A 20,422-nucleotide genomic window follows, 5' to 3' on the forward strand; every position below is an offset into this window, starting at 1 on the left:
TCGCTAGAGTGGCCCCTCACCCCAACCCTCTCCCCGGCGGGGAGAGGGGGATGACGGCAGACGCGAAAATCGAGCGAAGAGCACGCGGCATAGCCGCGGCGTTCCGCTTGCGCGCTTTTGCTCCGGCTCTTGATCTACCGGGCCCCCTTGGCGCCCTCAGCAGCTTTGCTGCTGAGGGCGCCAAGCAGGGTGCCCTTTCTTCTTGGTTACTTCTTCTCGAGGTCCCCCTTGAGGGGATTGGGCACGCAAAGAAGAAGTAACTCGGGCCGCGGCAGCGGCCCGAAACACTCGCCAACGGCGAGACACCCCAGCGTCAACGCAATAACCGAGCGATATCGCCACTGGATCCCGGCCTACGCCGGGATGACCAGCAAGGCGATGACGCGCGCAGATCAGAAGGCGGCACGCCGCCCACCACTACCAAGTGAGCGCCCCACCTCCGCCAACGCAAACACCCTCGCCACCCGCGCCCAAGCCATCGCCATCACCGCCACCTGCATCAACAGAAACCCCAACAACACACCAACCCCCACCGCAGTGACATGCACCCGCGCCACCCCCAGCGCAAACGCAACCCCAAACCCCACCACCGTCACCACCACATAAACCAGCAAACTGCTGAACGGCCTGCGCACCAGTTGCACGAACCCGCGCCACAACGCCTTGGTCGCCGAGCGCAAGCCCACATCAGCGATAAACGCCGCCCGCCCCGAGTCGGCAATCACCTGCGCCAGCACCACAAACAACACCGCCAGCGCCAGCAGCCAATGCGTCGACGCCTGCGCCTGCGACTCCAGTACCGCCACCTCGGTCTTGTCGTCCAGCAGATCCATGCTCCATTTCGCCGCCCACAGCGCCGCGGCATACGGCAGCACCGTCCACAGCATCAGCCGGAACATGCGGCCGTACTCCACCACCCCGCTCTGCAGCAGATGGCCGAAACCCAGCGGCCGTCCGGCGCGGCCGGCACCTACCGCCATGCCGTTGAGCAGCGGCGCCAGCAGCACGGTCAGCACCGCACCGGCGATAAAACCACCCTGCACGCCGCTGCCGTTGTTCATCACGCCGCGCACGGTGTCGCCGAACATCAGCGCATCGAAGTGCTGCGCCCAGGCATCGGCGTGCACGGAGTGATCCAGCAGCTGGCTCAACGTTCGCAGCAGCGGCAGCGCCGCCACCACGGTGGGCAGCAACAGCAGCAGCGTCCACAACAGCAACAGCCGCCACTGCAGCGCGGCCACGGGAGCGCCGAACAAGGCGCCCAGGGAAACCCGACGAGAGTTCTTGAAGGCCATCACAGCGTCACCAGGAAGGAGTAGAAAGCCTGCAGCAGCGCTGCCATGTCGGACGTCCAGCGGCGCGAGGCCGCGGCGTTCGCCTTGGTGGTGCGGCTATCGTTCAATTTGTCGGCATCGAGCAGGATCTTGTGCTCCGGATCGAGTTCGGCCGAGACCACCTTCGACGGCTTGTCGAACACGAAGCGCGCCCAGCGGCGGTTGTCGTTCCAGTGCACGTCCTCGTGGCTGCCGTCGGCAAACGCCACCCGCAGCAGCTGCGGCACCGGCGCGCCCTCGCGCACCACCGTCACCGTGCCGCGCCAGGGGAACGGCCCCTCCCACGACTTGGCGTCCTTGTGCGCCTTCTCCCAGCTCTCGCGCTGCTTGTCGAGCTGCTTTTCCAGGTCGTCCGCGACGACTTCGTTGCGCTTGCCGTCCTTGTCGAACACGCCGGCCTGCGGCAGCACTTCGTCGTTGTCGATCGAAGCGATGCGGTCGTCGATGAACGAGGTGCCGTAGACGTACTGGTCGAAGATCTCGTTGACGTTCTTGGCGTCGCCCGACACATCGATCAGCGTGGCACGCAGATCCGCCACCGACGGATGGCGGAAGTGCCAGCGCCGGTAGTATTCGCGGAAGGCCCTCTCCATCACCGGCTTGCCCAGGCGCTCTTCCAGGTCGTGCATGGCCGTGGCGGTGCGCGAATAGACCGTGCCGTAGCTGCTGCTGGAGAAGCGGTTCCACGCGTTCTCCGACAGCGGGTCGTACGGCGACTTCAGGCCGGCGCCCAAACGCTCCTGCACGAACACGTCCATCGACGGATGGATGCCGATGCGCGCGGCGAACGAGCTGGGCACCAGGATCGGCTGGTTGCGTTCGCGCAGCATGCGCTCGTCCCAATACTCGTTCAGGCCTTCGTCCAGCATCGGCTCCTCGAATTCGTTCGAGGCGAGCAGGCCGTAGAAATAACCGTGGCCGAACTCGTGGATGGTGACGAAGTCGATTTCCCACTGGTCCGAAGTCTGCGCGTCGATCTTGGAATAGCCTTCCGCGGTGAAGAAGGTCGGATATTCCATGCCGCCTGCTTCGGCGCCGTTGTAAGGCGGCACCACCGCGGTGACGGTGCGGTACGGATACGCGCCGAGCGTGCGCGAGAAGAACTCCAGCGAATCGGTGGTCGCCTTCAGCACCGGCTGCGCGCTGGCCTTGTACTCCGGCGGATAGATCACGCGTACGGCGACCTTGGGCACGCCCGGCCCGGTGAAGCTGCCGTCCAGCGTCTGATAGCCCTTGGCGGCGACCCAGGCGAAGTCGTGCACGTCGCCCTGCACGAAGTGATAGGTGCTCTTGCCATTGGCCTGGGTCGGCGCACCCTGCTGTTCGCCCACGGCGCCGACGGTGTAGTCGGAAGGCACGGTGAGGCGCACGTCGTAGCTGCCGAAGTCGGCGTAGAACTCGCTGTTGAAGTGGAATTCGTGGGCGTTCCAGCGCACTTCATCGGCGCCGCGCTCGCCCGGCAGTTCCAGCACGGCGATCTTCGGGAACCACTGCGCAACGAGGTTGAAATCGCCCCACCAGCCGGTGCGCTCGACCACGCGCGGCAGCTGGCTGAGGAAGTCGATATCGAGGGTGAGCGTTTCGCCCGCGCCGACCGGCTGGGCCAGGTCCACGCGCACCACGGTCTGGTCGGTCTTCGGGCCGCCGTCCGGCTGCACGAAGCTCCACTTCAGCGCCGCGCTGCCCTGCTGCACGCGCTTGAGATCGATATAGCCCCACTGCCCTTTCTTCAGCGTCGCCGCGCCGCGCGAGCGGCCGTGCGCGGTGAGCACGTGGCGCTCGGTGAAGAAGGTGCTGCCTTCGTTCTTGAAAGCGTTGAGGTACAGGTGCAGGTAGACGCTGCGCACCGGGCGGTCGCTGCGGTTGCGCCAGGTCATCTGCTCGCTGCCGGTGACGGCGTGGTTGGCGGCATCGAGTTCCGCGTCGATGCGGTAGCCGACCACGCGGTCGGACAGCGTCGGCTCATGGCCGCTGCGTTCGCCGCCCCAGGCGTTCGGCGCGCTGGCCTGGCGTGCACCGGCGGCGTTGGCGCCGGCGAGCGGAATCTCCGCCGGCGCGGCGGATGTCGGCGCCGCTGCCGGCTGCGCTGGCGGGCTGCTGCTCGCCGGTGCCGGTGCGTCTTGTGCGAGTACTGCCCATGCGGCGGCCAGCGCCAGCAGCAGTCCTATGGTCCTGCCCCCTCGTCCCACCATCTTTGTCTCTCCCCAGGTGATACGGCAGGTTGCGCCATGGGCATGGGTCGGGGCATAGGCCAAAGGTCACGGCCGGCGCATACGCGTTCCCTCAATAAACGTCGCGCCGGTAGCGGCCGTCCATGCGCATCTGTTCGAGCAGTCCATCGCCCAAGGCTTCGCGCAGGGCTTCGTCCACGGCCGGCGCCATGCCGGCCAGGCTGCCGCAGACGCGGATCGCCGCGCCCTGTTCGACCCAACTCCGCAGCAGCGCAGCGGACTCGCGCACGCGCTGTTGCACATAGGCCGGCGCCGCGGGTTCGCGCGACCAGGCCAGGTCCAGCCGTTCCAGCCAGCCTTCGCGCTGCCAGCGTTCGAGTTCGTCGCGGTGAAAGAAATCGCGATCGGGCTGGCGCTCGCCGAACAGCAGCCAGTGGCGGCGCGCGCCGGCGGCGATGCGCGCCTTCAGCAGTGCGCGCAGGCCGGCCAGGCCGGTGCCGTTGCCGATCAGGATGAGCGGCAACTCCGCGGCCGGTGGGCGGAACGAGGGGTTGGCGCGGATGCGCAGTGCGATGGGCGAAGCCAACTCCGCATGTTGCGTCAGCCAACCGGAGCCCAGGCCCGGGCGCCCGTCGCCGTGTTGCATCCGGCGCACCAGCAGGTGCAGCGCGCCGTCGGCGGGGATCGAGGCGATGGAGTATTCGCGATGCGGCAGTGCCTGCAGTTGCGCGGCGAGGGTTGCCGCGTCGAGGCCGGCGACGTCCGCGGGTTCGGGGAGATGGCTGCGCGCGAGGCGGTCGAACAAGGTTTCGTTGCCGACCACGGTCGTGCCATCGAATCCGGTGGCGGCCAGCCATGGGCGCACCGTGTCCGCGGCATGGCGCGGCTCGATCTCGGCGATGTCACCGGCCTCCCATGCCAGCGCGCCATCCTCCGGCCGCAAGGCGAGATGGAAACACGGGCCACCCAGGCTGCCCGGATTGAGCAACCGGCGCTCGGCCAGCCGCCAACTCCCATACGGCGCCCGTTGCCAATCGGGCATCTCGGTGGCACCGCTGAGCATGGCCAGATGGTGTTGCCAATGGCGCAACGCGCCGGCATCGCCGTTATCCACTTCCACCGGATCGAACAGCGGCTGCGCGCCGGATTGCGCCAGCCAATGGCGCAGGCGGCGGCCGAAGCCGCAGAAGTCGGCGTAGTCGCTGTCGCCCAGGGCGAGCAGGCCGTAGCGCAGGCCGGTGAGCTTGCCGATATGAGAGAGGCAGCCTCGCTCGAAGACAGCGGCTTCGTCCGGTGCGTCGCCTTCGCCCGTGGTGCTGACGATGAACAACGCGCGGCCGGCGTCACGCAATGCCGCTTCGTCGAGCGTGCTCAGCTGCACCAGGCGCACTGGCATCCCAGCGTTGCGCAAGCTTTCCGCGGTCTGGCTCGCCAGTTGCGCGGCGAAGCCGGTCTGGCTGGCGTAGGCGATCAAAAGCGCGTCGGCGCCTGCCGCATCGCCGGCATCCGGCTTGCGGCGTTGCCGGCGCAATACCGCGATCAAAGCCAGCCATGCGAGCACGCTCGCCGACGCTTCCAGCCAGCGCTGCGCACCCGGATCGCGCCACTGCAGCGCACCGGCATGCAACGAAAACAACCACGCCGCCAGGGCAAGCAGCGGCAGCAACACCAGCGCATGGCCAAGCGCCTCGCGCCGGTTGGCGGCAACCGGCTTCGTCACGCGCGCAGCGCCGCTTCGAAGGCCGGCGACATGCGCGTCTGCCAACCGCGTTCGCCATGCAGCACGAACAGCACGGCCAGCTCGCGTTCGTGGGCGAAGGCCAGGCCATCGTCCGGCCCCAGCAAGGTCATGGCCGTGCCGAGCGGATCGGCATCGATGGCGCGTGCGGCGAGGATGCTCACCGACGCCACCGCGCTCGCCACTGGATAACCGGTGCGTGGATCGATGTGATGCGAGCGCAGCGCGCCGTCCTGCATGTAGCTGCGCCGATAGTTGCCTGATGTGGCGATGGCGCATCCACGCAAGGCAATCACGTGATCGTAGGCGCCGGAACCATCCGGACGTTCGATGCCGACACGCCAAGGCGATCCGTCAGGCTTTGTGCCGCGCGCCTTCATCTCGCCACCGACTTCCACCAGCCACGCCTGTGCGCCGGCCTCGTCGAGCCAGTCGCCGATGCGATCCACGCCATGGCCCTTGGCGATCGACGAGAGATCGATATAGACGCCGCCGGGCTGGAAGATCTGCCGCGCCGCTTCGTTGAGTTGCGGTTTCCACCAGCCGATGCGTTCGCGCGCCGCATCGATCGCCGCGGCGGAAGGCGCCTGCCCGGGCTGCGCGTCCGGACCGAAGCCCCAAAGATTGACCAGCGGCCCGACGGTCGGGTCGTAAGCGCCGCCCGTCGCCTGCGCCAGGCGCAAGGCCTGCGCGATCACCGCGAAGCACTCGTCCGGCAAGGCCTGCCAGGTGCCCGCCGGCGCCGCGTTGTAGCGCGACAGCGTGGAGTCCGGCTGGTAGGTGCTCATCTGCGCATCGACGCTGTCGACGCAACGCTGCACGCCGTCCTGCCACTCGCGCATGGGCAGTCCGGCCGGCGCGACGACGCGCGCCGACCAGGTGGTGCCCATGGTGTCGCCGTGCAGCTCGTGCACGGCGTGCATCGCTGCCGTCATCGCGCGGTTTACTGCGGCAGCACTTCCAGCGTCGCCGTATACGACAGGCGGCGCTGCTTGGCCTGCTTCACACTGGTCTTGTCGTCCTGCGTGCTGGCGTTGATCCAGTACATGCCGGCCTTGGGCCAGGTCAGGGTGAACTTGCCGTCCTTACCGGTGGTGGCGTCGAATTCGTCCTGCGCGTTGCGGTAGCGCGTGGCGCCCGCGATGGCGGTGACCTTCACGTCGCCGGCCGGCTTGCCGTCGAGCAACAGCTGGAAGGTGGCGCCTTCGCCCGCGACCAGGTCGGTGACGTGGGTGACCGGCACCAGCTCCAGGCCCTTGCCGCCGGGCTTGAGCGCTGCGTCGCTGGGCTTGCCGTTGGTGACGAAGGTTTCCACGCGGTTGATCGACTCGTTCACTTCCACGTTCTTGGCGCCGGCAGGAAGCTCCTTCGCCAGGTTCGCCGCGTCGCCGCGCCAGCGCTTCTTCTCGCCGCCGAGCTCATAGCTGGCGAACACGCCGGCATTCACCAGGGCCAGCTTGTAGGTGCCCTGCTGGGTCAGATGCAGGTCGAACACGCTGCGGTACTTGCCGGTGACGCTGTTCTCGGCCTTCACCATTTGGCCGTCCGGCGCGGTGATCGCCAGGCGCGACAGATCGCCCGGCACGTGGTCGGGAAAGAACAGGTCGTTGGATACGGCGGCATCCACCGTCACCCACGGATCGGCACCGGAGACATTGGTGGCCGAGGGCACCATCCACATCTTGTGCGCCTGCGCGGCGAACGGCAGGCAGAGGGCAAGGGCGAGCGCGGACAGGGAGAGCGAACGAAGCGACATGAGTGATTCCTTGCAATTAAAGAGGGAAGCGCAGCGCTCAGGGCGCCAGATCGAGCTTGACCGCGCCCAGTTCGGCGCTGCCCTTGGCATCGAGGTGCTGCGGCGCGGCGGCCGGCCAGGTAAACGGCACGCGCACCACTTCGCGGCCGCCGACTTCGCGCGCCGCTTCCACCACCAGCTCGTATTTGCCGGGCGCCAGTTCGCCGAGCGGCGCCTTGCCCTGCTTGAACTTCAGCTGCTGCGCACCGGCCGGACGCGTGGCGCCGGAGACGCCGTCCACCGGCATCTGCAGTTCGCGGCCACCGCGGCGCCACCACTGGCGCAGTTCCGGCAGCCACTTGGTGCCGGCGCCTTCCTTGCTTTCCTTCTGCGCGTACCACACGGCCAGCTGCGCGGCGACGCTGTGGTCCTCGCGCTCGATCCACACCGCGGTGTAGGGGCGGTGGTATTCGGCGACGTCCAGTTGCGGGATCTGCACGGTGACGTCGAGATCGGCCGCCGCCACCGGCGCGGCGAGCAGCAGGACGGGCATGGTGTAGAGCAGGCGGCGCATCGGGCGCTCCTTCGGAGTCAGTGAATAAAGAGGAGGGCCAGCACCAGCGGCAGCACCAGCCCGAACGCGATCAGCGGCCAGGTGGCGCCGCGCTGGGCGGCATGCATTTTCAGCAGCAGCAGGCCGGTGACGGAGAACACCACGCAGGCCAGCGCGAACAGGTCGATAAACCAGCCCCACACCGGGCCGGCATTGCGGCCCTTGTGCAGGTCGTTGAGATAGGAGATCCAGCCGCGCGCGGTGCGCTCGTATTCGAGCTTGCCGCTGGCGCGGTCGATGCTGAGCCAGGCGTCGCCGCCGGGGCGCGGCATGGACAGATAGATCTCGTCGGCGGACCAGTCGGCGGGGCGGCCGGCGACGTCGACATCCACCGCGCCGCGAACCCAATCGGCTACGACGACGGGCAGCACGGCGCCTTTGCGTTCGTCTTCGCCGGCCAGCGCGCGCAGCAGCGGCGCGGGCAGTTGCGCTGCACGATGTTCCGTCTGCGGCTTCGCCTCGATGCGGGCGGCGTGATTGAGGGTGATGCCGGTGACGGCGAACAGCAGCATGCCGGCCAGGCACATGGCGGAACTGATCCAGTGCCAGCGATGCAGCTGCTTGAGCCAGAACGAACGTCCTGCCCGCTCCCGCCCTTCGTGTGCCCCTGTTGCCGCCTGCCTGCCCATGCGTGTGCCCGTAAAGAAGTGCGGGTATCGCTGGCCGGCGATGAACGGCGCCGCGTGCGATCTGTCCCAGTGATCGGTCCGGGCGCTAAGCTGCCGGGCGATCGGGCCGCCGAGATGCGGCCGGGCACGGATACTGTCACAGATGAGAATGACTCGCAATTCACCCAAGACCCCGCGCCGCCCGGCGCATGCCGACAGGAACCCCGCATGCGCATCCTGATCGCCGAGGACGATCCCGCCATCGCCGCCGGCGTCTGCGCCTCGCTGCGCCAGAGCGGCCATGCGGTAGACCACGTCAACGACGGCGCGCGCGCCGACAGCGCCCTGCGCGACACGCCTTACGACCTGCTGATCCTGGACCTGGGCCTGCCCAACCTGGACGGCAGCGAAGTGCTGCAGCGCCTGCGCAAGCGCGGCGCCGGCCTGCCGGTGCTGGTGATCACCGCGCGCGAAGGCCTGCGCGAACGCGTGCGCGTGCTGGACCTGGGCGCCGACGATTACCTGGTCAAACCCTTCGCCCTGGCCGAATTCGAAGCCCGCGTGCGCGCCCTGCTGCGCCGCTACACGGCGCAGGGCGCGCCGGAAATGAGCATCGGCCGGCTGCGCCTGGACCTGCCCGGCCATCGCGCCTGGGTGGACGACGTGCCGCTGGAGCTGACCGCGCGCGAATTCGGCCTGCTCGAAGCGCTGGCCGCGCGCCCGGACCGCGTCACCAGCCGCGCGCAATTGGTGGAAGCGCTGTGCAACTGGGACGAGGAGCTGACCGACAACGGCCTGGACATCGCCATCTACCGCCTGCGCCGCAAGCTTTCCGGTTCCGGCACCCAGGTGCGCACCATCCGCGGCCTGGGCTATCTGCTGGAGGAATCGAAGGAAGGCGCCGAGTGAGCGAAGCGCCCGACGCGCAGCCCTGGCTGTATCGCCTGCTGGAGCCGGATGGCCGGCAGAGCCTGCGCCGGCGCCTGCTCGCGTTCCTGCTGGTGCCGCTGATGCTGATGCTGCTGCTGGAAAGCCTGGTCACCTACACCGGCGCCCTGGTCTATTCCAATCACGTGCACGACCGCGACCTGGCCGGCGGCGCCGAAACCGTGGCGCGCATGCTGCAGATGGGCATGGACGGGCCGATCTCGGAGCAGGCCAAGTTCCTGCTGCAGTACGACCCCGAGGGCCACAACAACATCAACTACTTCAGCATCGTCAGCGAGCATCACGGCCTGATCGCCGGCACCTCGACCCTGGTGCCGCCCTCGCGCCTGTCGCTGGCAGTGAACGGCGAGCCGAAACTGTTCGATGCGGTGGTGGACCGCCGCAAGCTGCGCGCCGCCAGCGTGGTGATCGACAGCACGCACGAAACCGGCGACACGCTCACCGTCACCCTGGCCGAGACGCTGCGCGATCGCCGCCAGAATGCGCGCGAGATCCTGTTGCTGAGCATTCCCGCGCAAGCGCTGCTGATCGCGTCGGTCTTCGTGCTGGTGTGGTTCGGCGTGCGCATCGGCCTGCGCCAGCTCGACCCGCTGACCGCACGGCTGGCCACGCGCGAGCACGACCTGGCGCCGATCGGCGACGCCGACGTGCCGGTGGAGATCCTGCCGCTGACCCGCACCATCGACGGCCTGTTCGCGCGCCTGCGCGCCATGCTCACCTTGCAGGAGCGCTTTATCGCCGACGCCGCGCATCAGCTGCGCACGCCGCTGGCGGGCCTGCGCGTGCATGTGGAGCGTGCCCAGGCCGACCCGTCGCGGGAAACCGTCAACGACGCGCTGGAGCACATCCTGCGCCTGACCCAGCGCGCCACGCGCACCTCGGGTCAGTTGCTGGCGCTGACCCGTGCGCAGTCGCCCGATCAGACCGGCGACCCGCACGGCCTGATCGATCTCTCGCGCCTGATGCCGGAACTGCTTGCCCTGCGCGTGCATGAAGCGCTGGCCGCCGGCGTGGACCTGGGCTACGACGGTCCGCAAGGCCCGGTATGGATCGACGGCGACCGCATCACCTTGCAGGAGCTGCTCGACAACCTGCTCGACAACGCACTGCGCTATGCCGGCCGCGGCAGCATGGTGACGGTGGGTGTGGCCGACGACGAGGACAGCGCCTGCCTCAGCGTCGAAGACAATGGCCCCGGCGTGCCGCCGGCCTTCCTTGCGCGACTGGGCGAACGCTTCTTCCGCGTGCCGGGCTGCAACGAGGAAGGCACCGGACTCGGGCTCGCGATCGTGCAGCGCATCGCCCAGCGCCATCGCGCGCAGGTGCGCTACATGGCGGGCAACGAAGGCGGCCTGCGCGTAGAGGTACGGTTTCCGCATGCACGTACCGCGAGGAAGGACGGCGACGCCTGAGGCATCGCCGTCCGCTTCCGGGTCTGGCCGCAGCTACCAGACCATCGCCGCACCCATGCCCACACCGACATCGCCCTGCGTATTGCCGCTCAAGCTGCCCTTGACCACCCAGCGGCCGCCGGGCGTGATCGTCGACAGGCCCACCGCCAGCGCCGACTGCCCCTTGAAGCTGCCGATGCCCGCACCGAGCGCGCTTTGATCGGGCGCGTAGGCCTGCGGCACGTTGGTCGCCGCCAGCGCCGCTGCCGTACCGGCATTGGCCAGCCGGCTCGCCTGCCGGAAGCGGTCGCGCACCCAGTGCTGTACTTCACGCACGGTGTCCTGGACCTGGCCCCAGTTCGCCGCGTCGGTACGCGCCGTGCCGGCCGCCACGTTGGCGATCTGGCGTTCGTTGCCGGCTGAGCCGACCGAGACGGTGTTGTCGCGGTCGGCCACCGAGTGCGCGCCGACCGCCACGGCACCGTTGCCGCTGGCGGTGCTGTTCGAGCCGAGAGCGGTGCTGTCGGTACCCGTCGCGCTTGCGTCCGTGCCTACCGCGGTGCTGCCGCTTCCGGTAGCACCGGCGCCATTGCCGACGGCGGTACTGCCGGGTGCCGTACCCGGCGCGATAGCGGGCTCGATCCTGCCCCCGGGAACCGGGTCCTTCGCCAGCACCGGATGGAGCGCATCGACTTTCACGTTGAGCGTATCGACGCGACCATTCAATACGCCGATCTGATCGCCCAGCGCCACGCGCAGGTCGTAGAGCTGGCCACCGTTGACCGCCTCCATGCTGCCCAGCGCCACCGTGCCGGCCGCGAGATTGCGGATCACCGTGCCATGCGTGCCGCCCAGGGTGGCGCTGCCCAGCGCGAGGTCGTCGTACATCAGCGCGGCAAGCAGGCTGCCTTCCGGACCGACCAGCCCCACGGCCTTGAGCTGGGCGATCGTCGCCGCATCGTGGTCCGCCTTGCCATCGGCGACGCCGCTGAGCACGCGCACGCCATCGGTGCCGGTGAAGTCGACCACGCCGCCATCGCTGGCGGCAGCCACGGTGACGGTTCGCGTGGCTGCGTCCTGCAGCACCAGGCCGGCGAGGCCGTTGTCGATCCGGTTCTGCAGCAGGCCGATGTCGCTGCGGTTGCCGGCGACGTTCTGGTTGGTGGCGTGGAGCTGCGCGCCCGTCACCGCATCCGTGCTGATGCTCGACAAGGCGCCTTCGGACAAGCCGGTCAGCTGGCGCGTTTGCGTCCTGCCGCCGCTTTTGCTGGACAGGTCGACCGCGCTGCCGCCCAGCGTACCGCCCAGATGGATCGTCTCGCTGAGCGCATCCTGCGCGATCAGGCTTTGCAAGCCGGTGATGTTGTCCTTGTTGGCGGTGACGGCGCCATCCAGCCCGCTTAATGCACCGCCTACCGTGGTGCGCGTGCCGCCATTGGCCAGCGCGTAGGCGGGCCCCGAAACGGCGCCACTGGACGTATCGAGCTTCGCCCCGCCACCGAGCGCATCCACCACCGGAGACAGCTGGCCGACATTGGCGGCGTCTGTAGCTACGTTGCCGGCCTGCAGGGCATGGATCCGGTTCGACCCCACGTCGAAGTCGCCGCCGATCGAAAGCCCGCCGTTGACGAACATACCCTTGCTGTTGACCACCATCGCGCCGACCGCCACACCCTGCGCACGCAGCTCGGCAATGCTGCCGATATTGCAGACGGCGCCGACTATCTGGCCGCTGAGGGATTCGTCGAACGCGCCGCAGCCGGCGTCGTCGTTGTTGTTGATGTAGAGCATTTCCCCCGCACTGCCGGCGGGAGCGTGCGCTGCCAGCGCCGCCCCCATGAGCCATAGGCCCGCCCCGGCCAAGGGGATGCGCCGCCGCTGCCGAAAACCTCTGCGCCTGTCTCCCTGCCCGCGTTGTGCAGGCGCAAGCATGCTCCGTGTATTTCTTGTATATCGAAACGCGCGATAAAACCCATTCATTCCAGATCTCCCGTTATTAGCGTGCACAACTCCACATCCGGCCTTTTGAAGGACCGGTGCAACCGCGCCGTGGAAACAGATATCGCGCCCCTCCGCGCATCCCGGCGCATGTGGAGACTTGATGCTAGGTGGGAAAGGAACGGGAAAAAATCAGATAACCGCTCACCGAATGCGAATTCGGATAATTAGTAAAAAACACGCCCAGGCCATGGCCGAATTCGCATATCGCTTTCAGGAGAAAAATCGCCATGAAAAATAAGGCGCCCACACAGGCACAAAAAAAGGCGGCACCGAAGCGCCGCCTTGCTTGCCAGCTTCCCCTGCATGGGAAATATCGACAAAAAACTTCTCACCTGCCGCCGCGGATGCGCCGGGCGCATCCGCGGCGGCAAAGCTTTACATCGACTTCTTGGCCTTGGTCAGCAGCTGATCCAGCAGCGCGATGGCCAGGTCGATCTCTTCGTGCGTGATGTCGAGCGAGGGCGCGAAGGTGATCACGTTCTTGTACCAGCCGCCCACGTCGAGCACGAGGCCGATCTTCTTGCCGTTGTGCTCCAGGTCGCCGGCCAGGCCGATGTCGACCATCTTGTCCAGCAGCGCCTTGTTCGGGGTGAAGCCGTCGTCGGTGCAGATTTCCGCACGCAGCGCCAGGCCAAGACCGTCGACGTCGCCGATTTCCTTGTGGCGCTTCTGCAGGTCCTTCAGCGCGTCCAGGAAGTGCGCGCCCTTCTTCGCCACGTTGGTCTCGTAGTCGAGCTCGTAGCCCATCTTGATGACTTCGAGGCCCAGCGACGTACCGAGCGGGTTGGAATTGAACGTGGAGTGGGTGGAACCCGGCGGGAAGATCTCCGGATTGATCATCTCCTCGCGCGCCCACAGGCCCGACAGCGGGTTCAGGCCATTGGTCAGCGCCTTGCCGAACACGATGATGTCCGGCGTCACGCCGAAGTGCTCGATCGACCACAGCTTGCCGGTGCGCCAGAAACCCATCTGGATTTCGTCGACCACCATCAGGATGCCGTACTTGTCCAGCACCTTCTTCAGGTCCTTGAAGAAGTTCTTCGGCGGGATCACGTAGCCGCCGGTGCCCTGGATCGGCTCCACGTAGAAGGCGGCGTATTCGGCCTGGTTGACCTTGGGGTCCCACACGCCGTTGTACTCGGTCTCGAACAGGCGCTCGAACTGGCGCACGCACGCGTCGGAGTATTCCTCCGGCGTCATGCCCTTCGGGCGGCGGAACGGATACGGGAACGGGATGAACATCGCGCGCTCGCCGAAGTGGCCGAAGCGGCGGCGGTAGCGGTAACTGGAGGTGATCGACGAAGCACCGAGCGTGCGGCCGTGATAGCCGCCCTCGAAGGCGAACATCAGGCTCTTGCCGTTCTTGTAGTTGCGCACCAGCTTGAGCGAATCCTCGACCGCCTGCGCGCCGCCCACGTTGAAGTGCACGCGGCCCTTCAGGCCGAACTTCTGCTGCGCGTCGACAGCAATCGTCTTGGCCAGCTCGATGCGGGTCTGGTGCAGGTACTGGCTGGCCACCTGCGGCAGCGTGTCGATCTGCGCCTTCAAGGTGTCGTTGAGGCGCTTGTTGCCGTAGCCGAAGTTGACCGCGGAGTACCACATCTGCAGGTCGAGGAACGGCACGCCGGCGGTGTCGTACATCCAGCTGCCCTGGCCGTGGCGGAAGATCTTCGGCGGGTCCACATAGTGCACCGTGTCGCCGAAGGAGCTGTACTGCACCTCGTCGGCCAGCAGCTGCGCGTCGGGAATCACACCGGTGGCGGCGTTGGGGTCGTAAGCGTTCATCGAGAAATCCGAAATGGGGAAAGGCGGGGTCTTGCTAAGTCAATGACAGGCGCAACCGCGGGCCTCAGCCCGCGGCGACGGCCGGCGCCGGACGGGCATGCTCGGCGAGCAGGCTGCCGTCGAGCAGGCGCGGCAGCAGTTCCAGCGCGTCTTCGAAACCGGTGATCGGCACATAGGGGATGCCAGCGGCGCGGCAATGCTCGATCAGGCGGTGCTTGGCGAACACGAAGTCGACGCGGTCGGCCGCGCAGAAGTCGGAGGCGCCGTCGCCGATCAGCAGGGTCTTGGCGCCGCCGCTGCGGGCCTGGGCCACGCAGGCGCACTTGCAGGTGCCGCTGCGGCAGCCTTCGGCCTGGAACGGCGAGGTCAACTGCCACTGGCGCGGCGGCTCGGCCGGCGCCAGGTGATTGGCGGCCAGCGGCAGGTCGTCCAGGCCGTAGCGGCCGAGAATCTTGTGGATGGCGTAGTCGAGGCCGTCGCTGACCACGCGGATCGGCGCGCCCAGCTCGCGGGTCTTGGCGACGAAGGCGGGAAAGGCGTGGTCGATCCACAGGCCTTCCAGGTGCTTGTCCAGCTGCGCGCGGCTCATGTCCAGCAGGTCGACCTGGCCGCTCATGCACTCGCGCGAACCGATGCGGCCCGCGCGCCAGTCCTGCTCCAGCGCTTCCCAGCCGGGACGGCCGAAACGGTCCAGCAGCGAGTCGATCACGTCCTCGACGGAAATGGTGCCGTCGAAGTCGCAGAGGATGTTCCAAGCCGTCACGCGGTGACTCCAGGGTTCACGATACCTGAACCTTAGGCGTGCACCCCTTTCGGCCCCCTTTCCAGAATTGTCCCGCTGAAAGTCATGTATCCGAAGCCCAACATAAGACACCGGACGTTATGCTTTGCGCCCATGCCATTGCCGTTTGTCACCATACGCCGATACCCTGCACGGCTTGGCTCGCCGGCCCCACCCGGCCAGGCCGCCAGGCGCGGGTTCCCAGGCGGCCGCGACCAGGCAGCCACCCTCCGCCGATGACCGGGAAAGACGTGTTCTCAACCGCTATTCCACCGTCGCACGCGCGTATCGGACGCCTCGCGCCGGTACTGCTTTGCGCGCTTCTCGGTACCTTGCTGGCCGGTTGTGCGGTCGCGCCGGTGCCGGCGCTGAAGCCGCCTCTGCCGGAGGTCTGGCGCAACGCCCCCGCCAATGTGGCGCCGCCCTCGGCCGATCTGCGCGGCTGGTGGCAGGCGCTGGGCGATCCGGCGCTGGACGGGCTGATCGACCGCGCGCTCGCCAACAACCTCGACGTGGCCCAGGCCGCCGAGCGCCTGCAGGCGGCCCGCCAGCTCAACGGCCACTCGCGCGATGGCTATCTGCCCAACCTCCACGCGCGCACCAACGATGTGGTGAATCCGGACACCAGCGCCTCCTATTTCATGGTCGGCTTCGACGCCAGCTGGGAATTCCCGCTGTTCGGCGCGTGGCAGAGCAGCAAGCGCGTCGCCAACGGCCAGCTCAACGGCGCCCAGGCGGCGTTGCGCGGTGCCCAGGTCTCGCTGGTGGCCGAAGTCACCCGCCGCTGGGTGGAACTGCGCTCGGCGCAGCGCCAGGAAGCCCTGCTGCTGGACATCCGCGACGCACAGCAGGAAAAGGCCCGCCTGCTGCAGACCCGCGTCGACCTCAAGCTGGCCCCGCCCATGGAAGCCGCACGCGCCGCGGCCGAGCTGTCCCGCGCCGAGGCTGCGCTGTCCGAACCGCGCCAGGCGATCAACGCCAGCGCGCAGCAATTGGCCGTGCTGCTGGGCCAGAACGAACCCGATCCGGCCTGGCTCGAAGCCGGCACGCAGCCGCGCCTGGGCGCCTGGCAGCTCACCGCCGCGCCGGCCGACATGCTGCGCGCGCGGCCGGAGATCGCCGGCGCCGAGGCCGAGGTGCTGCGCGCCGCCGGCGAGCTGGGCCTGGCGCGCAAGGACATTTACCCGCACATCGGCTTCGGCTCGTCGATCCAGTGGTCGATCAACATCGCCACCAACCACCGCACGCGCAACCACGAAGGCATCTTCTCGGCCGGCCCGGTCATCGACATCCCGCTGTTCGACTGGGGCCAGCGCGTGGCCGCGGCGCACGCCAGGGACCACGAACTCAACGCCGCCCTGCTGGCCTACCGCCAGGCCGTGCTGCAGGGCGTGGCCGAAACCGAAGTGGCGCTGGGCGACCTCGAACAACTGCGCGGCCGCGAACAGGCGCTGCAGCAGGCCTCCGACGCCTCGCGCGGCGGCGGCGACGCGGTACGCAAGCGCGCCGAGCTCGGCCTGGGCAGCAAACTGGACGTGCAGGACAGCCTGATCGAAGGCCACCGCGCCGAGCTGGAACTGGCCAGCGCGATCGCCGCGCGCGATCTCGCCTACGTCTCGCTCTACAAAGCCCTGGGTGGCGCGCCGATGCCGCCGCCCCCGGCGCCGCGGAGCGCCAACTGATGGTGGCGCTGGCCCGCAAGACCCTGGTGTACGAATGGCGCCGCTTCCTGCCCGCCATTCTCGCGGTCGGCTTCGCCGGCCTGCTGCAGCTGCTGCAGGCGGCCCTGGTGCTGGGCATCTTCGGCAGCGCCAGCGTGTACATCACCGGTTCCTCGGCCGATCTCTGGGCCGGCTATCCGGGTACGCAGAGCGTGAACCTGGGGCGGCCGATCGACGCCGGCGTGGAAATGCGGCTGCGCATGGACCCGTCGGTGACCCAGGTCGAACCCTTCCACTGGGTCGACGCTGACTGGCGCGGCCCGAACGACACCGGCGGCGTGTCGGTGTTCGTCTCCGGCATCGACACGCGCGCCGACGGCATGCTGTTCGCGCACGCCCTGCCCGCCGCGCTGCGCGCGCGCCTCAACGAGCCCGAGGCGGTGATCGTCGACCGCGCGGACCTGGGCAGCCTCGGCGTGCAGGTGGGTGACAAGGCGGTGATCAACGGCCACCGCGTGCGCGTGGTCGGCGTCAGCAGCGGCCTGCGCGCGCTCGGCGGCGTCAACGTGGTGGCTTCGCTGGCTACCGCCGCGGAGCTCGATACCGACCCGGCCAATGCCAGCCGCATGACGTATTTCGTGGCCAAGGTGCGCGACCCCGACCAGGCCGCCGCCGTCGCCGCGCGCCTGCGCGGCACCACCGCGTTCGGCAGCTACGACGTGTGGACCGCGCGCGACTTCGCGCGCCGCTCGCAGCTCTACTGGATGTTCGACACCGGCGCCGGCGCCGGCGTGCTGTTCCTGGCCGGCATCGTGTTCCTGGTTGGCGCGGTGATCACCAGCCAGACCCTGGTCGCGGCGGTGATCGGCTCGGTGCGCGAGTACGCCACGCTCAATGCCTTGGGCGTGGGCGTCGGCGCGCTGCGCAAGGTAGTGATGGAGCAGGCGTTCTGGGTCGGCGCGATCGGCCTGGTCGGCAGCGCGCTGCTGGGCGGGATCTTCTTCGCCTTCGCGCGCAGCCGCAGCGTGCCGGTGGCGCTGGACCCGATCACGGTGGCCGCCTGCCTGCTGCTGGGCATGGGCCTGGCCATCGTGTCGGGCCTCGCGGCGATGCGCAGCCTGCGCCGCGCCGATCCGGCGAGCCTGTTGCGATGAGCGCGGGCATGCCTTCCTCCACCATCTCGCTGCAGGCGCGCGGCGTGACCAAGTCGTTCGAATCCGGCCGCGTGCGCAGCACCGTCCTGCACGACCTCACGCTGGACATGCGCTCGGGCGAACTCACGCTGATTTCCGGCCCGTCCGGCTGCGGCAAGAGCACCCTGCTGGCGATCCTCAGCGGCCTGCAGCGCCCGGACGCCGGCCAGGTCACCGCGCTGGGCCAGGATCTGGGCCAGCTCGACATCCGCGCGCTGGAACGCTTCCGCCTGCTGCACACCGGCTTCGTGTTCCAGGGTTTCAATCTGTTCCCGGCATTGAATGCGGTAGAACAGGTGGAACTGCCGCTGAGCTACCTGGGCCTGGCGCCGCGCGAGGCGCGCCGCCGCGCGGTTGCCTCGCTGGAAGAAGTCGGCCTGGGTCCGCGCATGCGCCTGCGCCCGTCGGAACTCTCCGGCGGCGAGAAGCAGCGCGTGGCGATCGCCCGCGCGCTGGCCAAGGAACCGGAGCTGCTGTTCGCCGACGAGCCCACCAGCGCGCTCGACGCCGCCAACGGCCAGACCATCATCGACATCCTGCACCGCATCGCCCGCGCGCACGGCACCACCGTGCTGTGCGTCAGCCACGATCCGCGCCTGGTCGGCCATGCCGACCGCGTCCTCGCCATGGAGGACGGCCGCATCCTCAGCGACCGCAGCCAGCCCTCGCTGCCGGACGCCGTTCCGGGCCTCAAGGAATCCGCCTCATGAGTTCGCGACCGCTCTTTTCGAGCCCCCTCCTCCTGCTCGCCCTCGCCGCCGCGCTCGCGCTGGCCGGCTGCTCGCGCGACGACAGCAACGACGCCGCCAGGCAGGCGCCGGCCGTCTCGCCGTATGCGGCGGTGGCGCGCGGCAAGATCGACATCGAAGGCGGCCTGCTCAAGCTGAGCATGCCGCGCGACGGCGTGGTCGCCGAGATCAAGGTGCACGAAGGCGACCGAGTGAAGAAAGGCCAGCTGCTGGCCATGCTCGACACCGAGCCGTCGAAGCTCGCCGTCACCTCGGCCGAGGCGGAACAGAAGCAGGCCCAGGCCCAGGCCGACCTGCTCGAATCGCGCATGAAGGCCGCCGACCAGCGCGCCGAGCGCCTGGAAGCCGCCGCCAAGGCCGGCGCCGGCGATGCGCAGAGCGCCGACGATGCGCGCGAGGCTTCGCGCCAGCTGCAGGGCGAACTGACCAATGCGCGCGCCAATGCCGCGCTGGCCGCGCAGAAGCTGGCCGGCGCGCGCTACGAACTGGCCCAGCGCAGCCTGCTGGCGCCGGTGGACGGCGAGATCGTGCAGCGCCTGATCCAGCCCGGCGCCACCGCGTCGCCGCAGGGCGGCCCGGCCTTCGTGCTGCTGCCGGAGCAGCCGCGCCTGGTGCGCGCCGAACTCAACGAATCCTTCGTGCGCGCGGTGAGCACCGGCATGCGCGCCGAGGTGGTGGACGACAGCGGCAGCGGCATGCCCAATCTCAGCGCGCACGTGCTGCGCATCGGCACCGTGTTCGGCGCCAGCGCGCTGGAAGACGATCCGCTGGTGCGCGCCAACACGCGCACGGTGGAATGCGTGCTCGCCTTCGACCAGCCGCCGCCGGCCTCGGCGCGCATCGGCCAGCGCGTGCTGGTGCGTTTCAGCGCGGGCGATGCCGGCGCGAAGAACGCCGAACCGAAACAGCCGTGAGTCCGTTCACCCGCTGGCTCGCGGCGTCCGCCTGCGCCGCCCTGCTCGGCGTCGCCGCGCCCTGCCGCGCGGACGACGCCATCGCCACCGCCAGCGACGCCGACCTGGTCGGCGCCGGCTTTATCCGCCTGCCGGCCTGGCAGGGCTCGCGCGCGCACCGCGACCAGCTCGCGCCCTACGTGCAGGCCAAGCTCGGCGACCGCATCACCTTGTCCACCGACGACGGCGCCACGCTCGACCTGATCATGGGCGAGCATCTGCACGGCGGCCTGTACGGCAATTACCAGTGGGGCCGCAGCCACGAGGATCTCGGCCGGCTCGGCGGCAAGGTCACCTCGCTGTCGCCGCGGCTCAACGCGGGCGGCTATCTGGAATACGACTTCAGCGAAGCGCAGAACGTCGGCCTGAATGCCGCGCACGACACGCAGGGCGCCGGCGCTTACTTCAATCTGTATGCCTTCACCGCGCTGCCGCCGATCGGCCGCTACGAGCACGGCCTGCAGCTGCAGTGGCAGTGGATGAACGGCCCGGCGATGCGCCGCTTCTTCGGCCTGTCGGCGGTCGAAGCCGCCGCCTTGGGCGTGGCGCCGTGGCAGCCGGGCGGCGGCAGCCAGCAGGTGGGGCTGGAATACGACGGCCTGATTCCGCTGGGCCGCCATCTGGCCACGGTGTTCTCGCTCTCTTATGCGCGCCTGCTCGGCAACGCGGAAGACAGCCCGCTGGTGCGCGGCTTCGGCACGGCCGACCAGTTCACCGGCTCGATGGCCCTGGTCTACCGCTTCGCTCCGTAGGTTGGGGTG

The 20,422-nt window shown here is 68.8% G+C and carries 17 protein-coding genes; 7 read left to right on the forward strand and 10 right to left on the reverse strand.

The window, feature by feature from the left end; translation table 11 throughout:
* Nucleotides 1-392: 392 nt before the first annotated feature.
* From KK141_RS22975 to KK141_RS16025, 7 genes are all read right to left on the reverse strand, one after another.
* Nucleotides 393-1,295 (reverse strand): hypothetical protein, encoded by a 903-nt coding sequence (locus tag KK141_RS22975; RefSeq protein WP_250901810.1) that lies wholly within the window; start codon nt 1,293-1,295, stop codon nt 393-395.
* The gene (locus tag KK141_RS16000; protein WP_214572146.1) at nt 1,295-3,526 is read right to left on the reverse strand and encodes a M1 family metallopeptidase; all 2,232 of its coding nucleotides are present in this window, start codon (nt 3,524-3,526) and stop codon (nt 1,295-1,297) included. The genes KK141_RS22975 and KK141_RS16000 overlap by 1 nt, the downstream gene beginning before the upstream one ends.
* A 91-nt stretch (nt 3,527-3,617) precedes the next feature.
* Nucleotides 3,618-5,225 carry a sulfite reductase flavoprotein subunit alpha gene (locus KK141_RS16005; RefSeq protein ID WP_214572147.1) on the reverse strand — a complete coding sequence of 536 codons (1,608 nt, stop codon included), beginning with the start codon at nt 5,223-5,225 and terminating at the stop codon, nt 3,618-3,620.
* Entirely contained in the window at nt 5,222-6,178 is a 957-nt protein-coding gene (locus KK141_RS16010; protein ID WP_250901811.1) for an FAD:protein FMN transferase, read from the reverse strand. Before KK141_RS16010 ends, KK141_RS16005 begins: the two co-directional genes overlap by 4 nt.
* An 8-nt stretch (nt 6,179-6,186) precedes the next feature.
* Nucleotides 6,187-6,999: a DUF4198 domain-containing protein gene (locus KK141_RS16015; RefSeq protein WP_214572148.1), complete on the reverse strand. Its 813-nt coding sequence runs from the start codon at nt 6,997-6,999 to the stop codon at nt 6,187-6,189.
* Between the two features lie 37 nt (nt 7,000-7,036).
* The gene (locus tag KK141_RS16020) at nt 7,037-7,552 is read right to left on the reverse strand and encodes a DUF2271 domain-containing protein (RefSeq protein ID WP_214572149.1); all 516 of its coding nucleotides are present in this window, start codon (nt 7,550-7,552) and stop codon (nt 7,037-7,039) included.
* Between the two features lie 17 nt (nt 7,553-7,569).
* Nucleotides 7,570-8,220, reverse strand: coding sequence for a PepSY-associated TM helix domain-containing protein (locus KK141_RS16025; protein ID WP_214572150.1), 651 nt, complete (start codon nt 8,218-8,220; stop codon nt 7,570-7,572).
* 207 nt (nt 8,221-8,427) lie between these two features.
* On the opposite strand from KK141_RS16025, the gene KK141_RS16030 reads away from it, so the two are divergent.
* Complete coding sequence (locus KK141_RS16030; RefSeq protein ID WP_214572151.1) at nt 8,428-9,108, forward strand: response regulator transcription factor; 681 nt, start codon at nt 8,428-8,430, stop codon at nt 9,106-9,108.
* The gene (locus KK141_RS16035) at nt 9,105-10,559 is read left to right on the forward strand and encodes an ATP-binding protein (protein ID WP_345777605.1); all 1,455 of its coding nucleotides are present in this window, start codon (nt 9,105-9,107) and stop codon (nt 10,557-10,559) included. Before KK141_RS16030 ends, KK141_RS16035 begins: the two co-directional genes overlap by 4 nt.
* A gap of 33 nt (nt 10,560-10,592) precedes the next feature.
* Here KK141_RS16035 and KK141_RS16040 read toward each other — a convergent pair whose 3' ends face one another.
* The 3 genes from KK141_RS16040 to KK141_RS16050 form a co-directional block, all read right to left on the reverse strand.
* Nucleotides 10,593-12,329: a YadA-like family protein gene (locus KK141_RS16040; protein WP_214572152.1), complete on the reverse strand. Its 1,737-nt coding sequence runs from the start codon at nt 12,327-12,329 to the stop codon at nt 10,593-10,595.
* Nucleotides 12,330-12,914: 585 nt separating this feature from the next.
* Complete coding sequence (locus KK141_RS16045; RefSeq protein WP_214572153.1) at nt 12,915-14,324, reverse strand: aminotransferase class III-fold pyridoxal phosphate-dependent enzyme; 1,410 nt, start codon at nt 14,322-14,324, stop codon at nt 12,915-12,917.
* Nucleotides 14,325-14,388: 64 nt separating this feature from the next.
* Nucleotides 14,389-15,087: an MtnX-like HAD-IB family phosphatase gene (locus KK141_RS16050; RefSeq protein WP_214572154.1), complete on the reverse strand. Its 699-nt coding sequence runs from the start codon at nt 15,085-15,087 to the stop codon at nt 14,389-14,391.
* 269 nt (nt 15,088-15,356) lie between these two features.
* Here KK141_RS16050 and KK141_RS16055 point away from each other — a divergent pair, with 269 nt between their 5' ends.
* Genes KK141_RS16055 through KK141_RS16075 form a run of 5 tightly spaced genes read left to right on the forward strand, consistent with a single transcriptional unit; the run spans nt 15,357 to nt 20,413 of the window.
* The gene (locus KK141_RS16055) at nt 15,357-16,787 is read left to right on the forward strand and encodes a TolC family protein (protein WP_345777606.1); all 1,431 of its coding nucleotides are present in this window, start codon (nt 15,357-15,359) and stop codon (nt 16,785-16,787) included.
* Nucleotides 16,787-17,920 (forward strand): FtsX-like permease family protein, encoded by a 1,134-nt coding sequence (locus tag KK141_RS16060; protein ID WP_214572156.1) that lies wholly within the window; start codon nt 16,787-16,789, stop codon nt 17,918-17,920. Before KK141_RS16055 ends, KK141_RS16060 begins: the two co-directional genes overlap by 1 nt.
* 8 nt (nt 17,921-17,928) lie before the next feature.
* Nucleotides 17,929-18,669 carry an ABC transporter ATP-binding protein gene (locus KK141_RS16065; RefSeq protein WP_250901812.1) on the forward strand — a complete coding sequence of 247 codons (741 nt, stop codon included), beginning with the start codon at nt 17,929-17,931 and terminating at the stop codon, nt 18,667-18,669.
* Entirely contained in the window at nt 18,666-19,622 is a 957-nt protein-coding gene (locus KK141_RS16070) for an HlyD family efflux transporter periplasmic adaptor subunit (protein WP_214572158.1), read from the forward strand. Before KK141_RS16065 ends, KK141_RS16070 begins: the two co-directional genes overlap by 4 nt.
* Nucleotides 19,619-20,413, forward strand: a complete 795-nt coding sequence (locus tag KK141_RS16075) for a MipA/OmpV family protein (protein WP_214572159.1) — start codon at nt 19,619-19,621, stop codon at nt 20,411-20,413. Before KK141_RS16070 ends, KK141_RS16075 begins: the two co-directional genes overlap by 4 nt.
* Nucleotides 20,414-20,422: the final 9 nt, after the last annotated feature.

This window comes from Dyella sp. LX-66 (assembly GCF_018599165.1).
Taxonomy (GTDB): Bacteria; Pseudomonadota; Gammaproteobacteria; order Xanthomonadales; family Rhodanobacteraceae; genus Dyella_D; species Dyella_D marensis.